This window comes from Micromonospora sp. NPDC005686 (assembly GCF_042871665.1).
In the GTDB taxonomy this organism is placed as follows: domain Bacteria; phylum Actinomycetota; class Actinomycetes; order Mycobacteriales; family Micromonosporaceae; genus Micromonospora.
Map to the genome: position 1 here is coordinate 232,596 of NZ_JBIAIY010000011.1, position 15,833 is coordinate 248,428.

General features: G+C 74.1%; 17 protein-coding genes. 11 read left to right on the forward strand and 6 right to left on the reverse strand.

The window, feature by feature from the left end; translation table 11 throughout:
* Positions 1–52: 52 nt before the first annotated feature.
* Both ACFYON_RS24685 and ACFYON_RS24690 read right to left on the reverse strand, forming a co-directional pair.
* Entirely contained in the window at positions 53–910 is an 858-nt protein-coding gene (locus ACFYON_RS24685; protein ID WP_354869679.1) for a hypothetical protein, read from the reverse strand.
* Between the two features lies 1 nt (position 911).
* Positions 912–2,813, reverse strand: coding sequence for an N-6 DNA methylase (locus tag ACFYON_RS24690; protein WP_354869681.1), 1,902 nt, complete (start codon positions 2,811–2,813; stop codon positions 912–914).
* Between the two features lie 99 nt (positions 2,814–2,912).
* Between ACFYON_RS24690 and ACFYON_RS24695 the strand changes: the two genes are divergently transcribed.
* The 3 genes from ACFYON_RS24695 (at position 2,913) to ACFYON_RS24705 (ending at position 5,787) form a co-directional block, all read left to right on the forward strand.
* Positions 2,913–3,470, forward strand: a complete 558-nt coding sequence (locus tag ACFYON_RS24695; RefSeq protein WP_354869684.1) for a DUF4352 domain-containing protein — start codon at positions 2,913–2,915, stop codon at positions 3,468–3,470.
* A 115-nt stretch (positions 3,471–3,585) separates the two neighbouring features.
* Positions 3,586–5,271 carry a DUF6119 family protein gene (locus ACFYON_RS24700; RefSeq protein WP_354869686.1) on the forward strand — a complete coding sequence of 562 codons (1,686 nt, stop codon included), beginning with the start codon at positions 3,586–3,588 and terminating at the stop codon, positions 5,269–5,271.
* A gap of 81 nt (positions 5,272–5,352) precedes the next feature.
* Positions 5,353–5,787, forward strand: a complete 435-nt coding sequence (locus tag ACFYON_RS24705) for a hypothetical protein (protein WP_354869688.1) — start codon at positions 5,353–5,355, stop codon at positions 5,785–5,787.
* Here the strand turns inward: ACFYON_RS24705 and ACFYON_RS24710 are convergent.
* Positions 5,729–6,067, reverse strand: coding sequence for a hypothetical protein (locus tag ACFYON_RS24710; RefSeq protein WP_387321095.1), 339 nt, complete (start codon positions 6,065–6,067; stop codon positions 5,729–5,731). The genes ACFYON_RS24705 and ACFYON_RS24710 overlap by 59 nt on opposite strands.
* A gap of 79 nt (positions 6,068–6,146) precedes the next feature.
* On the opposite strand from ACFYON_RS24710, the gene ACFYON_RS24715 reads away from it, so the two are divergent.
* Positions 6,147–6,878, forward strand: coding sequence for a class I SAM-dependent methyltransferase (locus ACFYON_RS24715; protein ID WP_387321097.1), 732 nt, complete (start codon positions 6,147–6,149; stop codon positions 6,876–6,878).
* 37 nt (positions 6,879–6,915) lie between these two features.
* Positions 6,916–7,794: an arginase family protein gene (locus ACFYON_RS24720; RefSeq protein ID WP_354869695.1), complete on the forward strand. Its 879-nt coding sequence runs from the start codon at positions 6,916–6,918 to the stop codon at positions 7,792–7,794.
* 7 nt (positions 7,795–7,801) lie between these two features.
* Here ACFYON_RS24720 and ACFYON_RS24725 read toward each other — a convergent pair whose 3' ends face one another.
* The 3 genes from ACFYON_RS24725 to ACFYON_RS24735 are packed head-to-tail and all read right to left on the reverse strand — an operon-like array spanning position 7,802 to position 9,829.
* A complete protein-coding gene (locus ACFYON_RS24725; RefSeq protein WP_354869698.1) occupies positions 7,802–8,215 on the reverse strand; it encodes an NUDIX domain-containing protein in 414 nt (137 codons plus the stop codon).
* 45 nt (positions 8,216–8,260) lie between these two features.
* Positions 8,261–8,770 carry a pyridoxamine 5'-phosphate oxidase family protein gene (locus ACFYON_RS24730; protein WP_354869700.1) on the reverse strand — a complete coding sequence of 170 codons (510 nt, stop codon included), beginning with the start codon at positions 8,768–8,770 and terminating at the stop codon, positions 8,261–8,263.
* A 39-nt stretch (positions 8,771–8,809) separates the two neighbouring features.
* Positions 8,810–9,829: a LacI family DNA-binding transcriptional regulator gene (locus tag ACFYON_RS24735; protein WP_354869702.1), complete on the reverse strand. Its 1,020-nt coding sequence runs from the start codon at positions 9,827–9,829 to the stop codon at positions 8,810–8,812.
* A gap of 103 nt (positions 9,830–9,932) precedes the next feature.
* On the opposite strand from ACFYON_RS24735, the gene ACFYON_RS24740 reads away from it, so the two are divergent.
* The 6 genes from ACFYON_RS24740 to ACFYON_RS24765 all read left to right on the forward strand — a co-directional run bounded on the left by ACFYON_RS24740 (position 9,933) and on the right by ACFYON_RS24765 (position 15,778).
* On the forward strand, positions 9,933–11,084 hold the full coding sequence (locus tag ACFYON_RS24740; RefSeq protein ID WP_354869704.1) for a Gfo/Idh/MocA family oxidoreductase: 1,152 nt from the start codon (positions 9,933–9,935) through the stop codon (positions 11,082–11,084).
* Positions 11,081–12,244, forward strand: a complete 1,164-nt coding sequence (locus tag ACFYON_RS24745) for a dihydrodipicolinate synthase family protein (protein WP_354869707.1) — start codon at positions 11,081–11,083, stop codon at positions 12,242–12,244. Before ACFYON_RS24740 ends, ACFYON_RS24745 begins: the two co-directional genes overlap by 4 nt.
* A complete protein-coding gene (locus tag ACFYON_RS24750; protein ID WP_354869710.1) occupies positions 12,241–13,080 on the forward strand; it encodes a sugar phosphate isomerase/epimerase family protein in 840 nt (279 codons plus the stop codon). The genes ACFYON_RS24745 and ACFYON_RS24750 overlap by 4 nt, the downstream gene beginning before the upstream one ends.
* 73 nt (positions 13,081–13,153) lie before the next feature.
* Positions 13,154–14,320 (forward strand): SGNH/GDSL hydrolase family protein, encoded by a 1,167-nt coding sequence (locus tag ACFYON_RS24755; protein ID WP_357711641.1) that lies wholly within the window; start codon positions 13,154–13,156, stop codon positions 14,318–14,320.
* A gap of 64 nt (positions 14,321–14,384) precedes the next feature.
* A complete protein-coding gene (locus tag ACFYON_RS24760; RefSeq protein WP_354869715.1) occupies positions 14,385–14,969 on the forward strand; it encodes an RNA polymerase sigma factor in 585 nt (194 codons plus the stop codon).
* Positions 14,966–15,778, forward strand: a complete 813-nt coding sequence (locus ACFYON_RS24765; protein ID WP_354869717.1) for a zf-HC2 domain-containing protein — start codon at positions 14,966–14,968, stop codon at positions 15,776–15,778. The genes ACFYON_RS24760 and ACFYON_RS24765 overlap by 4 nt, the downstream gene beginning before the upstream one ends.
* The last annotated feature ends 55 nt before the right edge of the window (positions 15,779–15,833 follow it).

Genomic DNA, 15,833 nt, shown 5'->3' on the forward strand with positions numbered 1-15,833 from the left:
AGTTCACACACCGGCGGCGGAGCGACCAGGAGATCACCGTTCTCGCACCGGGTCAACCAGCCGGTTGAGTCGGGTCTCCGACATCGCACGCGGCACCCTGCTGAGGGCGAAAAAGGAGCAACTCGACCAGGTCAGGGCTCCACCGTTCGCCCGTTTCCGAAAGCTGGTCGGCCACCCTGTTCATGAACGTCAGATAGACCTCGTACCGGTACGGCGTCCAGAGCGGCCCTCGCCAGAGCCAGGCCGCCGACCGGGCACCCTCGGCGTACGGCTGGCCTGCCCGCGCCTGCCAGATGGACCGCATCCAGGCGGCGAGCCGCGCATCGAGGATCAGTGGTCGGGCTCCGTCGGCACGGGCGCGATCCGCGAAGTAGAGGAGCTTGGTGAAGAAGGCCGGACCGAGCCCGGGAATCGGCTCCTCGCGGTGCAGACGGCGATACGCGGCCACCGCTCCCCCGGCTTCGAGGTCGCCGATCGCGGCAGCGAGCCTCCGGTTCGTTTCTGGCTGGGTGGGCGCCTCCCACCGGGAGCAGCCGTGCAGGATCCAGGACAAGCGGGTGGGACCGAAGCCTCTCGTGCCCCAGCCCCAGGCCAGGGAGGCGACCAGCAAGGGGATCCAATCGTCCTTCGCGCAGTTCCAGGCCACCTCCGTCACGGCACGCCGGCTCGCGTATTCCGCGGACGAGGCGAAGGGAAAGTCAGGGAACATCGACCAGTGAGAGGGGAAGATCCGCACCTCGTGCCGATCCACCAGGTCGTCCGGATCCTCGTAGCGGCCGCCGCATTGCGACGCCCATGCTTGGCGTCGGCCAACCAGCGAGGACTGCTCATCCGCAGACAGTCCGTCCGCGATGACGCCGCGGTCGAACGCGTTCAGGTCATGGGGCAGCTCTTCGGGGTCGAACGCCATCTCATTTCCTTCCGGTTTCTGGCGCCAGGTCACCACGGCCGAGCCCGTCGGCGGTGAGCTGCACCAGCTCCGCCCCGAGTGTCGCCGCCTGCCGCAGCGCCGACTCGAACGCGTGCAGCCGCCGGAACGCCTCCCCGTACGCCTCCTGCTCCTCCCGCGCCACCCGCCGCACCTGCGCCCGCCGCACGTCGAACCGCAGCGTCCCCGACAAGCTCGACGCCTGCCGCTCGTTCGTCGACGTCCGCAACTGCCCCGCCAGGAACCACGAATCCAACGCGGCCGGATTCGGCCGCAGCAGATACAGGTTGCGCCCCAACAGGGCACCCTCCGCCGTCACCACCCGCGCGGTGAGCTGCCGCGCAATCATCGGCACGACCACGTCCCCGGCGGCCAGGGCGATCTCCTGCCCGACCCGCCCGTCGTCCCGCCCCGACGGCTCACCGCCGCCCAACACGTCCGGCACGGTCAGCACCGGCCTGCCGTCACCGGCGAGCTCACCGTCGTCGCCGGAAGCGCCCCGAATCGGCCCGAGGAGCTGCAACGCGCCGGCCCGGACCAGTTCACCGACCGTGAGGAACTCCCCATGGACCTCGTCGGCTACAGGCGTGACCTGCGGCATCAGCGTGGGCAGGTCGGCGACGACGGCGGCGAGGCGCTCGCGTGTGCGTACCAGATGTTCGCCTGTCGCCTCGCCCGCGACGGCGGGCTGGCGACGCGCGGGGGTGAGGTCGATCTCCTCGTCGAGCAGTTCGATGACCGGGACGGCGCGGGCGTAGCCGGGCTCGTCGATCTCGCCGTCGTTGGCGAAGAACCGCCAGGTGTCGAGGATGCGGGTGTGGTCGCCGGTGGCGGCGTCGACGAGCAGCGTCCGCGCCGGTGGCGGCGCGTCGGCCGGTGGGCGGCGCAGCACCCACAGGTGCAGGGGTACGCCGTGCGGCGCGGCCGCCCCCGCCGGCAGCGCGATGACGGCACGTAGCACGCCGCGGCGCAGCAGTTCGGCGCGGATACGGCGGCCGGGGCGGCGGCCGGCCGCGGCGGGCGGCATGAGGAGTACGGCGTGGCCGCCGGGGCGCAGGTGGGCGAGCGCGTGCTGGACCCAGGCGAGTTCCGGTTCGGTACGGGGGGTGGTGCCGACGATCCAGCGGGGGTCGTGGCCGAGTTCCTCGTCGCCCCAGTTGCTGGCGCCGAAGGGCGGGTGGCAGACGACCGCGTCGAACGTGCGTCCGGAGTAGTCGTCGGCGCGCAGCGAGTCGCCGGTGGTCACCTCGCCCGGCACGTCGCGCAGCGCCAGCCACAGCCCGGCGAGCCGGGTGAGGTCAGGGTCGAGTTCCTGCCCGTACGCGGAGGCGCAGCCGGCGCGGACGGCGGCGCGCAGTGTGGCGCCGGTGCCGGCGGCGGGGTCGAGCACGGAGCCGCCGGCGACGGTGGCGAGCCCGGCCATCAGGTCGGCGATGTCGTCGGGGGTGGCGAAGGGGCGGCCCGGCCCGGGGGCGGAGAAGCGTCGCCAGAGCGCGTCGAAGGCGCCCTGTGGGCCGAGTTCGTCGGCGAGCGCGTCGACGTCCGGCAGCAGCGCCTTGAGCTGCGGGTCCGCCGGACGGGCAGGGCGTTGGCCGCGTTGCCGGGCGAGCAGCCGGGCGCCGACGGCGGCGAGCCCGGCGGCCGGTGAGGCGCCGGCCGGGGCGAGGTGGCGCCAGAGCCGGTCGGCGGTGGCGAGTTCCGGGAGTTTGCCCTGGGCGTGCAGCCAGCGTTCGACCTGGGCGAGGTCGAACTCGGGGCTGGTGGCGCTGCCGCCGACGGGTTCGGGGAAGTCGCCGTGCCGTTTGCGCCAGTTGCTGACGGCGGCCCGGCCGACACCGGCGAGCCGGGCGATCTCCGCTGCGGTGATTGTCGGTGTCTCCTGCACGTTCGGAGTGTGCCACACCCGTCAAGCATGATGTCTGTTGACACCGTTCACGGATGATGCTCTTATTGACGCCGCCACGTTCACAGCAGGAGGAAAACGATGCGCAAGACCACCACGCTCGCCCTGATCGCCGGCGCCCTCGTCGCACTGGGCTGCGGCGCCGGCACCACCGAGGACACCACCGGCAGCAAGACGGAATCCGGCACCGAGGCCGACGGCGGCAAGGTGGACGCGGGCAAGGCCGAGGACAAGCCGAAGACCGCGAAGATCGGCCAGCCGGCCCGCGACGGCAAGTTCGAGTTCACCGTCAAGTCCGCCAAGTGCGGCGTCGGCAAGGTCGGCACGTCGATGGTCGGTGCCACGGCACAGGGCCAGTTCTGCCTGGTCACGCTCAACGTGAAGAACATCGGCAAGGAGTCGCAGATGTTCGACGGCAGCAGCCAGAAGGCGTACGCCGCCAACGGCACCGAGTACTCCGCCGACGGCGCGGCCGGCCTCTACGCCAACAAGAACGCCGAGACGTTCCTCAACGACATCAACCCCGGCAACCAGGTCGCCGGCGTGGTCGTCTTCGACATCCCCAAGGGCGTCAAGCTCGCCCGCCTGGAGCTGCACGACTCGCCGTTCTCCGGCGGCGTGACCGTCGCGCTGAGCTGACCTGACCTCATCTGAGCTGAGCTGCACCGGCCGGGAGCGGGATCCGCGAACCCCGCCCCCGGCACCCACTTCACCGCGCAACCGCCGGCACGAGTCTCTACGCGAGGAGATCGACATGCGCAGTGCGAACAACCCGGACGACGGCCGCGACAGTCAGTCGCCGCCCGGCACCTACCCGACGACTGTCTACCGGCTCACCGTCCCGGCCACCTCCGACGGCATCAGTGCCGCGCTCAACAGCGACTACCTGCGGCGGCACGGCTTCGAGCCCACCCCGCACCGGGTCCTCGACGCGCCGGCGCTACTGGTGCACGGCAGCGCGCCGCGCGACCGGGCCGAGTGGTGCGGCGTCCTGTCCGGCCTGGTCGGCAGCGACGTGACAATCGGCTACAGCAGCGGCGGCGGCGCCCTGCTGCTCGCGGTGGACGACCGGGCGTACGCCCTGACCTTCGGCACCCTGGGCCGGTTCATGATCGAACCGGAGAAGGTGGACCCGACGTTCGGTGTCTCCTTCGCCGTGCGGACGCTCCAGCCCGACGGCATCCGCAAGGTTCGCCGCCGGGTGGTGGGCGCCAGCGGCCGGGTGGACCGCAGCATGGTTCCGGGTGGCCAGCCCATCCGGAGGTACGGCATCGACAAGTGGGGAGAGATCGTCGGCCAGGTGTCCGGCCGTGTCGACAACCCGAACCTGACGGCGTGCCGGCACACGCGCGGTGCGGTACGGGTCGAAGGCAGCGACGCCCTGCGCATCCCGCTCGGCGTCGCCCCCGAGCGGCTGCTCGCCGACCTGCGGGAGATCGACCGGGTGTGCCGGCGGGAGTCACCGCTGGCCGATCTGGAGTTCATCGAGCAGATCCGGCCCTTGCGTCCCCACGACGCCCGGCAAGCGGCGCTGATCGAGGTGCTCGACCGGCGGCTGGGTCTGCCCGATCCCCCGGATGTCGGTGTCGCGGTGCCGGGCAGCCTGGTGGCCGACGTCGAGCACGTCGGGTCGTACCGGGTTCGGGTGCCCCGCACCGGGCAACGCCCGAGCCTGACCCCCGACCTGGACCTGGGGACGATCCTGTCGCACACCACCCGCGCCCTCGACGGTGACCGGTGGACCGGGCTGCGCGACGGCACGCTGACGCTCTACGCCGACGCCGCCGGCACCGAGGAGATGGCGTCGACACCGGTGTCCCGCTGGATCACCGCCGAGGTCGCCGTCAACGGCAGCCACATGCTGCTGCACGAGGGCCAGTGGTACGAGATCGGCGACCGCCACCGGGAGTTCCTGCGCGAGGAGATCGCGCGCATCCTGAACCGGCCGCCCACCGTCGCCCTGCCGCCGTGGACGAAGAAGCTGGCGAACGAGGACTGCTACAACCGCGAGGCCGCCAAGCAGCACCCGGGGCTGGTGCTGCTGGACAAGAAGCTTCTCCGCACCGAGCAGCACCCGCGAGGCATCGAGGCGTGCGACCTGCTCGGGCCGAACGGTGAGCTGATCCACGTCAAGCGGGCGTCGGGCAGTTCGCCGCTCAGTCACCTCTTCGCGCAGGGCGTCACGTCGTTCGACGCGCTGCGCTACGACGCCCAGGCACGTACCCGGCTCCGCGACCTGGTGCGCGCGCAGCCGGGCGGGCGCGACCTGCCCGAGGACTTCCGCCCGCGCACCGTCGTCTACGCCATCGCGCTGAGCGGCCAACGTGCCGTCACCGTGGAATCGCTGTTCACCTTTGCCCAGGTCGCGCTCTATCAGGCGGTGAAGACGCTGCGCACGGAGGGCGTCGACGTCGAGGTCGTCGCCATCCCGCCCGCCTGACCGGCACCGCTTCCGGCACCGGACCGCCCGGCGTACCGCACACGTGCCCGCCGCCGCGCCATCGACCACCCAGGAGGAACGATGCGACCCGACGAGTTCCGCCACGCCCTGAGCCTGTTCCCCGCTCCCCTGCACGCCCACGCCCTTCCGCTGGACCGGTGTGCCTTCCACGCCGCCTGCCCGCCGTGCCAGCGGATCGGGGACGTGGTCACGCTCGCGCTCGCCGCGGCTCACTACGGCCGGGTGGCCTCGGCCGGGCAGCTCCTCGACACCGCCGTCCGGCTCGCCGAGGAGCACGGCACCATCCGTCGCCCGCAACCCGATCCGCCACGCGCCCACGGTTGGCCCGTCCAGTGGACGGCGGCGGCCACGCCCGCGCCCGCCGTCGCCGCGACCCGCGCCAGGCGGCGCCGCACCGGTGACATCGGGTACGCGAGCGGCCGGTGGACCCGCCGGGTCACCAGTCGCGGGCCCAGTCCGGCGGCGGTACGACGGCGAGCTGCGGCTCCCCGCTGATCGGCTCCAGCGCGCACACGATCCGCAGGTCCCCGTCGGCGGCGGTCAGCACCCGGCCGCTGCTGCCGTCGGCGCTGACCAGCACCCACCGGTGAATCCAGCCGAATCCCTCATCCCCTTCGGGCGGGGTGAGCATGGCTACCGGGCGAGCGTCGTCCACGGTCTGGTCCTCGATCCGCCCGAGGTAGTCCGCCCCCGGTGCGACGCCGTACTCCGTCAGCAGGAACGCGCGGAGGTCCGCCGCCGGCAGTTCGGCGTCGAAGTGGATCCGATACCGCACTTCCCACCCCTCTCCCAGGCCGGCGTGTGACCCGCCACAGTGCTTGTCTCGCCGGTTTGCCGGGAGTTGGCTGTGGCGTATGGCTCGCATCGCGTACCACGACGCGGACGCCGAGGCGTTCGCCGCGACCCGGCACCTCACCGACGACGGTCTCACGGCCTGGCGGGACGCCGTCGCCCGGCACCTGGGCCCGCGTCGAGGCATGCGGCTGCTGGACCTGGGCGCCGGAACCGGTAGCTGGGCACGCGCCTTCAGCGGCTGGTTCCCCGGCGTCGAGGTCATCGCCGTCGAGCGGTCGGCGGCGATGCGCGCACGTTGCGCGTTCGCGCCGCTGGTCGCGGGCGACGCCGAGCACCTTCCGCTCGCCGACGACAGCGTCGACGGCGCGTGGGTGTCCACTGTCATCCACCACGTGCCGGACCTGGCCGCCGCTGCGCGCGAGCTGCGCCGGGTGCTGCGGCCCGGCGCGCCGGTGCTCATCCGGTCCGCGTTCGCCGGACGGCACGAGGCGATCACCCTGTTCGACTACTTCCCCGAGGCGATCCGCGTGCTGGACACGTATCCCGCCATTGTCGACGTCGAGGCCGCCTTCGCCGGCGCCGGCTTCACCGCCGCGGCGGTCGAGGCGGTCCCGCAGGTCACCGCGCCGTCGCTGCGGGAGGCGGCGGCCGGCCTGCGCCGGGAGGCGCACACGCCGCTTCAGCTCATCACCGACGCGGAGTACGCCGCCGGCGTCCGGCGGTTGCGCGAGGCGGCACGGACCGACAGCGGCCCGGTGATCGACGCGCTGGACCTGCTGGTGCTGCGCTGATCCCCGGGTGTGCCCCGGCGGTGGTTAGGGTGGGTCGATGGACCCTCGTCAGTGGACGGTCGTCGGGGCGCCGTCGAGCGCGGGCGCCCACACCCCGGGCGTGGAGCGCGCGCCGGCCGCCCTGCGCGCCGCCGGCCTGCTCGACCGGCTGGGCGCCGACATCGAGGACGCCGGTGACGTGCCGGGCTTCCGGTGGCGACCGGATCCGGCGTACCCCGGGGGTCAGAACGCGGGCGCGGTGGCCGCCGTCGCCTCGGCGGTGGCCGACCTGGTCGCCGCGGCGCTGGGCCGAGGGCGCGCGCCGCTGGTGCTCGGCGGCGACTGCACGGTGACGCTCGGCCTGGTCGCGGGTTGTGCGCGGGCCGGGCTGTCGCCCGCGCTGGTGTACGTGGACGGCGGCCCGGATCTCTACACGCCGCTGACCCGCGCCAACGGCAACCTGGACGCGATGGGGCTGGCGCACATGCTCGGGTTGCCGGGGACGCTGCCCGAGGTGGCCGGTGTCGGGCCGGCGGTGCCGCTGCTGTCGCCGGAGCGCGTGGTGGTGTACGGCGACTCGCTGCCCCGGGGTGACCACGAGCGGGAGCTGGTGGCGGAGCTGGGGCTGGCGTACGTGCCGGCCGAGGAGGTGCACGCCGACGCGCGGGCCGCGGCACGCCGGGCCCGGTCGGTGGCCGAGGGTGCGGCCGACGGGTTCGTGGTCCACTTCGACGTGGACGTGCTGAGTTTCGTGGACGCGCCGCTGGCGGACGTGCCGGAGCCGTTCGGGCTCAGCCTCGGCGAGGCGGCGGCGACGCTGGCGGAGCTGGTGGCGAGCCCGCGGTTCACCGGGCTGTCGGTCACCGAGATCAACCCGGATCATCTGCCGGACGACGAGGTGCTCCCCGGTTCGTCGACGCGTTGGCCGGGGCGCTGACCGGGCGCTAGGCGGTTTCCGCGAGGTGCAGCGGCAGCACCTTGGCCGCACTCACCGCCAGGTCCCGGTCGAGCACCTGGTCACGGGGCACGAAGACCATCGCCTGCCCCTCGCCGAGCACCACGTCCTCCTGCCGGGCGTCGGTGGCGCCGCGGAAGACGTACACGGTGACGGCGTGGGCGAAGCCCTCCTCGCGCGGGCGGGGGCCGCTCCACAGCAGGTGCAGCTCCCCGGCGGTCAGGCCGGTCTCCTCGCGTAGCTCGCGCCGCGCGGCCTGCTCCGGCGTCTCGCCGGGTTCGATGCTGCCGCCGGGCAGGCTCCACTGGTACGGCGACACCGGCGCGTTGCCGTCGCGGTGCTGCATGAGGATCGCGCCGGTCGGGTCGACGAGCAGGACGAGGGCGACGTCGTAGCTGGGCACGCCCCGAGCATGCCAGCCGCCGCCGTCGGCAGCACGTACGACCGGTCAGCGACGCCAGTGCTGGCGCGGCGCATAGCCCTCGCGGCGCAGCCAGTGTTCGGTGTAGACGATCCGGTCGGCCGCGATGACGACGAGCGGGTCGTCGGGCGGCTCGGACAGATCCCGGCCCCGCTCGGCGTGCTCGTTCTCCCAGCGGAACGCGGCCCAGTGGTGCGCCCGGTCGGGGTGGTCCGGGCCGAGCACCCGGGCGGTGCCGAACACCTGTGCGCCGCGGCTGCTGGCCAGGCCGACCAGCGGCGCGAAAACGCCGACGGACACCCGCGGGTCGGCGGCGATGTTGCGCATCTTCGGCGAGCGCGGCGCGGCGGTGAGCATCAGCGTGAAGTCGAGCGGGTAGTAGCGCACCGGCGTGGCCAGCGGCCCGTCCGGCCCGACGGTGGCCAGCACGCACATGTTCTGCGAGGACAGCAGGTTGCGGATGCGTTCCTCCAGACGGTCCCGGTCCAGCTTCCTCGTCGGCGTCGGCCCGGTCAGCCAGGGGTTCGTCAGCGGCATACGGCGTCCTCGATCATGACGGCACCCTACCGGCCGGGCTCAGGCGACCGGCGCCGTGCTGGCCCGCAGCACCACCTCGCCGGGCAGGCGGACGATCCGGCGGCGGCGGCCGGTGTTCTCGGTCAGGGCCAGCCTCATCGCCTCCTCGCCGAGCCGGTGCAGCGGCAGCGCCACAGTGGTCAGCGGCGGGGCGAGGTCGCGTACGACAGGGATGTCGTCGAAGCCGGCGACCGAGACGTCGCCGGGCACCGACAGTCCGCGGTCGCGCAGCGCCGCGTACGCGCCGACCGCCATCACGTCGGCGAGCGCGAACACGCAGGTGGCGTTGAGTCCGCGGTCGAGCAGCTCGGTCATCGCCTGGTAGCCGCCGTCGCGGGTGAACGCCGCCTCGGCCACCGCCGCCGGGTCCAGCGCCACACCGGCGGCGGACAGCTCGTCGCGGAATCCGCCGAGCCGGTCGGCGACCGTGGTCAGCTCGGGCGGGCCGGAGAGCACCGCGAAGCGGCGGTGACCCAGGTCGAGCAGCGCGCGGGCGAGCGCTGCGGCGCCGGCCCGGTTCTCCGGCAGCACACTGTCGACCTTCAGGGTGCGGTGCCGGCTGACCACCGCGACCCGGCCGCCACCGTCGAGGTAGGGCGCCAGCTCGGCGGCCATGGCCCGTTCCCAGCGGGGGTCCTCGAATCCGGAGCCGATGAGCAGGATCGCCGGGGCGCGTTCGGCGCGCAGCATCGACACGTACGCGATCTCCCGTTCCGGGTCGCGGAACGTGCTGGCCAGCATGACCAGCAGGTCGTTGTCGGCGGCGACGCGCATGACGCCGCCGGCGACGGCGGCGAAGTAGGGGTCGGTGACGTCGTGGCAGACGACGCCGACGCTGCGGCGGGACGCGCCGGCCAGCGCGCGGGCGTGGGCGTTCGGGGTGTACGCGAGGCGCGCGGCGGCGGCCAGGACGCGGTCGTGCAGGTGCGGGGTGACGCGCCGCCCGTTGAGCGCCCGGGAGGCGGTGGCCAGGGACACGTCGGCCGCCCTGGCCACGTCTTCCAGCGTCACGTGCGACATCGATGCGGCTCCCTGCGGAACGTCTTGACCCGGTGTTCCGGCGTGGCTACGGTAGCACCCTGAAAGCGCTTACTGAAAGCGCATTCACCTGCGGGGAGGCCCAGTGGAACGCACGTCCGTCGGCATCATCCTCAACGGCGTCACCGGCCGGATGGGCTACCGGCAGCACCTCGTCCGGTCCCTGCTCGCCATCCGCGAACAGGGCGGTGTGCCGGCCCGCGACGGCAGCCGCATCTGGCCCGAGCTGACCCTGGTCGGCCGCGACGAGAACCGGCTCGCCGAGATCGCCGAGCGGCACGGGCTGTCGGCGTACACCACCGACCTGGACGCTGCGCTGGCCGACGACTCCCACCGGATCTACTTCGACGCGCAGGTGACCGCCGCGCGGGAGAAGGCGATCCGGGCGGCGATCGAGGCCGGCAAGCACGTCTACACCGAGAAGCCGCTCGCCGAGGGTTTCCTCGCCTCGCTGGAGCTGGCCCGGCTCGCCGCCGCCAAGGGCGTCCGCAACGGCGTCGTGCAGGACAAGCTGTTCCTGCCCGGCCTGCGCAAGCTCAAGCGGCTCGTCGACGGCGGGTTCTTCGGCCGGATCCTGTCCGTGCGCGGCGAGTTCGGCTACTGGGTGTTCGAGGGCGACTGGCAGGCCGCGCAGCGTCCGAGCTGGAACTACCGCGCCGAGGACGGCGGCGGCATCACGCTGGACATGTTCCCGCACTGGCACTACGTGCTGGAGCAGATCATCGCCCCGGTCACCGCCGTCACCGCTGTCACCGCCACGCACATCCCCGAACGGGTCGACGAGGCCGGCACCGGCTACCGGGCCACCGCCGACGACGCCGCGTACGGCATCTTCGAGCTGGCCGGCGGCATCGTCGCGCAGATCAACTCCTCCTGGGCGGTCCGCGTGCACCGGGACGAGCTGGTCGAGTTCCAGGTCGACGGCACGCACGGCAGCGCGGTGGCCGGGCTGCGCGACTGCCGCATCCAGCACCGGGGCAGCACCCCGATGCCGGTGTGGAACCCCGACCTGCCGGTCACCGAGCCGTACCGCGCGCAGTGGCAGACGGTGCCGGACAACGGCGAGCACGACAACGCGTTCAAGGTGCAGTGGGAGTCGTTCCTGCGGCACGTCGTCGACGACGAGCCGTTCCCGTGGGACTTCCTGGCCGGCGCCCGAGGCGTGCAACTGGCGGAGGCCGGGCTGCGCTCGGCCCGCGAGGGGCGGCGGGTGACGATCGAGGAGATCCCCCGGTGAGCACGCGGATCACGCTGCCGGCGCCGGGCGGCGGCACCGAGCGGCTGACGCTGCGGGAACCGCCCGCCTGGGGGCGGCCGTCCGCGCCGCCGGCCAGCCGGATCGCGTACGCGGCGGCGCACGTCGTCGCCGATCCGTACGCCGACAACTCCCCCGGCCGCCCGGCGCGGCTGGACTGGGACGCGACGCTCGCGGTGCGGCGCGACCTGTGGTCGTGGGGTCTCGGCGTGGCCGAGGCGATGGACACCGCGCAACGCGGGATGGGGCTGGACTGGGCGGCCACCCGGGAGCTGATCCGGCGCAGCGCCGCCGAGGCCGCCGCCTGCGGCGGGCGCATCGTGGCCGGGGCGGGCACCGACCAGCTCACCGGGGTGCCCGGCACGCTCGACGAGGTGGTCGCCGCGTACGCCGAGCAGGTCGCGTTCGTGCGGGAGTGCGGCGCCACGCCGGTGCTGATGGCCAGCCGGCACCTCGCCGCGCTCGCCACCGGCCCGGACGACTACCTGCGCGTCTACGAGCGGGTGCTACGCGAGGCGGGCACACCGGTGGTGCTGCACTGGCTCGGCGACATGTTCGACCCGGCGCTGTCCGGCTACTGGGGCTCGACCGACCTGGACGAGGCCACCGCCACGTTCGCCGCGCTGGTGCACGCCCACGCCGACGCGGTCGACGGGGTGAAGGTGTCGCTGCTGGACGCCGGCCGCGAGGTCCGGCTGCGGGAACTGCTGCCACCGGCCGTGAAGGTCTACACCGGCGACGACTACCACTACCCGGAGCTGATCGAGGGCGACGGGAAGCGGTTCAGTCACGCGCTGCTCGGCGCGTTCACGGCGATCGCCCCGGCCGCGTCGGCCGCGCTGGGACGGCTGGACGCGGACGACAGGGCCGGATTCCGGGCCATCCTCGATCCGACGGTGGCGCTGTCCCGGCACCTGTTCGCCCCGCCCACGCCGTACTACAAGACCGGCATCGCGTTCCTGTCCTGGCTGAACGGGCGGCAGCCGGGCTTCACCATGGTCGGCGGCCTGCACGGCGGACGCGGCGTCCCGCACCTGGTCGAGGCGTTCCGGCTGGTCGACGCCGCCGGGCTGCTGCGCGACCCGGAACTGGCGGCGCGGCGGATGCGCGCGTACCTGGACGTCGCGGGCGTGGCCGGATGACCGCCGACCCCCGGCTGGCGAGGCTGTCGCTCAACCAGCGCACGACGCGGCGCTGGTCGGTGGCCGAGGCGGCCGACGGCTGCCTGCGCGCCGGCATCCCGGCGCTCGGGCTGTGGCGCGAGCCGGTGGCCGAGATCGGCGTGCCGGCCGCCGCGCGGCTCGTCGCCGACGCCGGACTGCGGGTGTCGTCGCTGTGCCGGGGCGGGTTCCTCACCGCCGCCGACGACGCCGGACGGGCCGCCGCACTGGCCGACAACCGGCGCGCGATCGACGAGGCCGCCGAGCTGCGTGCCGCCTGCCTGGTGCTTGTCGTCGGCGGCCTGCCGCCCGGCTCCCGCGACCTGGCGGGCGCCCGGCAGCGGGTCGCCGACGCGCTGGCCGAGCTGGCGCCGTACGCGGGCGAACGCGGGGTGCGCCTCGCGCTGGAGCCGCTGCACCCGATGTACTGCGCCGACCGTGCGGTGCTGTCCACGCTCGGCCAGGCCCTCGACCTGGCCGAGGAGTTCCCGGCCGAGCAGGTCGGCGTCGTGGTGGACACGTTCCACGTCTGGTGGGATCCGGACGTGTGGCGGCAGATCGCCCGCGCCGGGGCGCGGATCGCGAGCTTCCAGGTCTGCGACTTCCTCACCCCGCTGCCCGCCGACGTGCTGCTGGGCCGCGGCATGATGGGCGACGGGCACATCGACTTCCCGCCGCTGCGCCGCGCGGTGGAGGCCGCCGGGTACACCGGCGACGTCGAGGTGGAGATCTTCAACGCCGAGGTGTGGGCCACCGACCCGGACCTGGTGCTCGCCACCATGGCCGCGCGCTACGTGGATCGCGTGCTCGCCGACTGACCCAGCGTGACGAGTCCGGCCTGTCGGACAAATCAGGTGGCCGCCCGCCGGATGCGGCGGCAGGATCGGAACCATGGCATCCCCTCACCTCACCACCCCGATCACCACCGACCTGCTGCGCGGCGCGCTCGACCTGGAACAGACCGCGGACGGGGTGCTGCCGCACCGGCTGCCCGCGTGGGCCCGGGCGCAGAACACCGATCCGCAGGTGGCGACGGCGGAGGCGATGCCCTCGGGCGTACGGCTGGCGTTCCGGACCCGCGCCACCACTGTGGAGCTGGACGTGCTGCCCACCAAGATGGTCTACCGGGGGGCCGGGCCGCGTCCCGACGGCCGCTACGACCTGGTCGTCGACGGCCGCCTCGCCGGTCAGGCCACCGCCGGTGGCGGCAGGGTGCTCACCATCGACCTGACCACCGGCACGTCCGGCATCGAGCCGGGTCCGGTCGGCACGGTCCGCTTCACCGACCTGCCCGCCACCGACAAGGAGGTGGTGATCTGGCTGCCGCACCGCGAGATCACCGAACTGGTGGCGCTGCGCACCGACGCGCCGGTCGAGCCCGCCGGCGACTCCGGCCGCCGGGTGTGGCTGCACCACGGCAGCTCGATCAGCCACGGCTCGGACGCGGAGAGCCCCACCGGCACCTGGCCGGCCGTGGCCGCCGCACTCGCCGGCGTGGAGCTGATCAACCTCGGGTTCAGCGGCAGCGCGCTGCTCGACCCGTTCACCGCGCGGGCCATGCGCGACACCCCGGCCGACCTGATCAGCGTCAAGATCGGCATCAACCTGGTGAACAGCGACGCGATGCGGCTGCGCGCGTTCGGCCCGGCGGTGCACGGCTTCCTCGACACCATCCGCGAAGGGCATCCGGAGACGCCGCTGCTGGTGGTGTCGTCGATCCTGTGCCCGATCCAGGAGGACACGCCCGGCCCCGGCGCGGCCGACCTCAGCGACGGGCGGCTGCGGTTCCGGGCCACCGGCGACCCGGCCGAGCAGGCCGCCGGGCGGCTCACGCTGCGGGTCATCCGCGCCGAGCTGGCCCGGATCGTGGCGTCCCGGTCCGGCGCCGACCCGAACCTGCACTACCTCGACGGGCTGGAGCTGTACGGCGAGGCCGACTACGCCGAACTGCCGCTGCCCGACGAGCTGCACCCCGACCCGGCTGCCGACCGCCGCATCGGCGAGCGGTTCGCGGCGCTGGCGTTCGGCCCGACCGGACCGTTCGCCGCACCGGAGTGACGGACAGCCCCGCACGGTCTGATGTGACCCAGGTCATATCGGATCGTGATCCGTCGAGGGCGCCGTGCACGACCAACTAGGCGTGGGAGGAAGTCGACAGGACGAGGAGCGGCTGCTGCGGCGGGTCGCACGCGCCGACCTGGACGCGTTCGACGAGCTGTACCGGCGTACGTCGCCGTGGCTCGCGATCCGGCTGCGGCGGCGGTGCGCCGACGACGGCATCGTCGCCGAGGTCCTCCAGGACACGTACCTGACGGTGTGGCGGGCCGCCGGCTCGTTCAGCGGGCTCCGGCCCTCCGGTGGCGCGGACGCGCCCGGTGGCTCGGCCGCCGGCTGGATCTGGACCATCGCGGCCCGGCGCCTGGTCGACGCGCTGCGCCGCCGCGCCCGGGTGCAGGAGGTGCCGACCGACGTGCTGCCGGTACGCAGCGTGCCGGCCGCCGAGGACGAGGCGCTCGCCGGGTCGCTCGGCTCCGAGGTGGGCGCCGCGCTGGACGCGCTCGCCCCGGAGCTGCGGGCGGTGCTGGCCGCCATGGTCCTGGACGGCCTCACCGTCCGCGAGACCTCGGTCCTGCTGGGGGTGCCGGAGGGCACCGTGAAGAGCCGGGCGCGGCGTGCCCGCAACGCACTCCGGGAGGCGCTGGCATGACCACTCACGTTCCCCCGCCGGCACTGGCCGCGTACGCCGCGGGCAGCCCCGACGACGCCGCCACCTGGACGATCGAGGTGCACCTGGAGGGCTGCGCCGAGTGCCGCGACCGGCTCGGCGAGCTGGCCGCGCCGCCGCTGCGGGCCCTGCTCGGCGACGCCCGGGAGGCGATCCTGCAACAGGCCCGCACCGGGCCGCAGCCGGTGCGCCGGCGCCCGCTGCGGAGGTGGTGGCTGCGCTGGACCGACTGGTCGCTGGCGGCGTGGGCGGCCATGACGTGCACGGCGATCCTCGCCGCGGTGCTGCTGGACCGCAACTACCCGGACCGGCCCTCCGCGGTGCTGCTGCTCGCGCCGGTGGCGCCGCTGGCCGGGCTCGCGGTGGCCTGGTCGCGCCGCGCCAACCCGAACTGGGAGGTGATCGCCGGCACCGCCCGCGCCGGGCTGGAACTGCTGCTGCGCCGTACCCTCGCGGTTCTGCTCCTGGTCGCGCCGGTGCTCGCGGTGGCCGGGCTCGCGGTCGGCCGCAACCCGGCGCTGTGGCTGCTGCCCTGCCTGACGTTCACCGCGGCGACGCTGCTGGTCGGCAGCCGCGTCGGCGTGCCGCTGGCCGCCGCCGTCCTCGGCGGCGGCTGGCTCGCGGCGGTCACGGCCGTGTCGTTCACCGGCGACGCGGCCCGCGCCGCCGCCGTCACCGAGACCCTGCTGCGGCCCGCGACCATGCCCGCCTGGGCGGCGGCCGCCGTCGTGCTCACAGTGCTGACCGCGCTGCGCGCCGAACACCTGCGGCGGCCCGCCGGCTGGCGCTGACCCGAGACCCGCACCACCACACGGCGCCCGCCCGGCGCCGCTACGACCCTGCCCG

Excerpts from the sequence above, each read along its gene's own strand:
- ACFYON_RS24750 (WP_354869710.1), top strand. The coding sequence starts at position 12,241 with ATGACCGCCGACCCCCGGCTGGCGAGGCTGTCGCTCAACCAGCGCACG.
- ACFYON_RS24685 (WP_354869679.1), bottom strand. The coding sequence starts at position 910 with ATGGCGTTCGACCCCGAAGAGCTGCCCCATGACCTGAACGCGTTCGAC.
- ACFYON_RS24720 (WP_354869695.1), top strand. The coding sequence starts at position 6,916 with ATGGACCCTCGTCAGTGGACGGTCGTCGGGGCGCCGTCGAGCGCGGGC.
- ACFYON_RS24700 (WP_354869686.1), top strand. The coding sequence starts at position 3,586 with ATGCGCAGTGCGAACAACCCGGACGACGGCCGCGACAGTCAGTCGCCG.
- ACFYON_RS24705 (WP_354869688.1), top strand. The coding sequence starts at position 5,353 with ATGCGACCCGACGAGTTCCGCCACGCCCTGAGCCTGTTCCCCGCTCCC.
- ACFYON_RS24755 (WP_357711641.1), top strand. The coding sequence starts at position 13,154 with ATGGCATCCCCTCACCTCACCACCCCGATCACCACCGACCTGCTGCGC.
- ACFYON_RS24765 (WP_354869717.1), top strand. The coding sequence starts at position 14,966 with ATGACCACTCACGTTCCCCCGCCGGCACTGGCCGCGTACGCCGCGGGC.
- ACFYON_RS24715 (WP_387321097.1), top strand. The coding sequence starts at position 6,147 with ATGGCTCGCATCGCGTACCACGACGCGGACGCCGAGGCGTTCGCCGCG.
- ACFYON_RS24735 (WP_354869702.1), bottom strand. The coding sequence starts at position 9,829 with ATGTCGCACGTGACGCTGGAAGACGTGGCCAGGGCGGCCGACGTGTCC.
- ACFYON_RS24730 (WP_354869700.1), bottom strand. The coding sequence starts at position 8,770 with ATGCCGCTGACGAACCCCTGGCTGACCGGGCCGACGCCGACGAGGAAG.
- ACFYON_RS24695 (WP_354869684.1), top strand. The coding sequence starts at position 2,913 with ATGCGCAAGACCACCACGCTCGCCCTGATCGCCGGCGCCCTCGTCGCA.